The 614-nt window shown below is 48.5% G+C and carries 2 protein-coding genes; both read left to right on the top strand.

What is annotated here, in order from left to right; translation table 11 throughout:
* Positions 1-245 precede the first annotated feature (245 nt).
* Positions 246-386, top strand: a complete 141-nt coding sequence (locus tag CIK04_RS34985; RefSeq protein ID WP_325206012.1) for an insulinase family protein — start codon at positions 246-248, stop codon at positions 384-386.
* A gap of 37 nt (positions 387-423) precedes the next feature.
* A partial coding sequence (locus CIK04_RS34980; RefSeq protein WP_325206011.1) for a hypothetical protein occupies positions 424-614 on the top strand: 191 nt, incomplete at its 3' end.

Here is a 614-nt window from a genome sequence, read left to right as displayed (position 1 = left end):
ATGACGCGGCTCATTTGCAAGACGCTCTCACTTGGATGCGCGATGTCAGTGACGGCATGAGTTTGACACCAGACAAGAGGTGGTAGAAAGAGAAAGGCGTGATTTTAGGCGAGTGGCGACGCTCACGACCTGAAGATTACATCCTTTTCGTTTAATGCTTACTACGCTTCCATTGATGGCACTGTTTATGAGAAGATGATCCGATTGGCGATCAAGAATCCATTGAAAATGCCACGGCAGAATCCTTGAAGTCCTTCTACCAAACTTGGTATCAACCGCAATACTCTGAGTTGATCATCACCGGTAATGTTCGCGTTGAAGAGATCGCCACCATCATTGATGAAAAGTTTGCCAGTTGGCAGGCAACAGGCCAACAACACCGTTGAGAAACGCCGATGACATTCCAGTAAAACAGAGCCGAGAGTGCTGTTTAGCAGCGTGATGGAATCGCCAAGTGTCCATTTTGCTATCGACCGCGGGTTTGTTGGCATGCGTACACAAGCGCAACAACAACAGATGTGGCATGACGATGTCAGTGCTAAGTTGATTCAACAGCGTCTCTATTCGGTGCTCAATGATGCTGCGGAGCCGTTTCAGTACGCCTACGCCAATGC

This window comes from Vibrio sp. 03_296 (genome assembly GCF_002265885.1).
The sequence above is the reverse complement of the archived record's forward strand: the minus strand, read 5'-3'. Positions and strand labels throughout refer to the sequence as shown.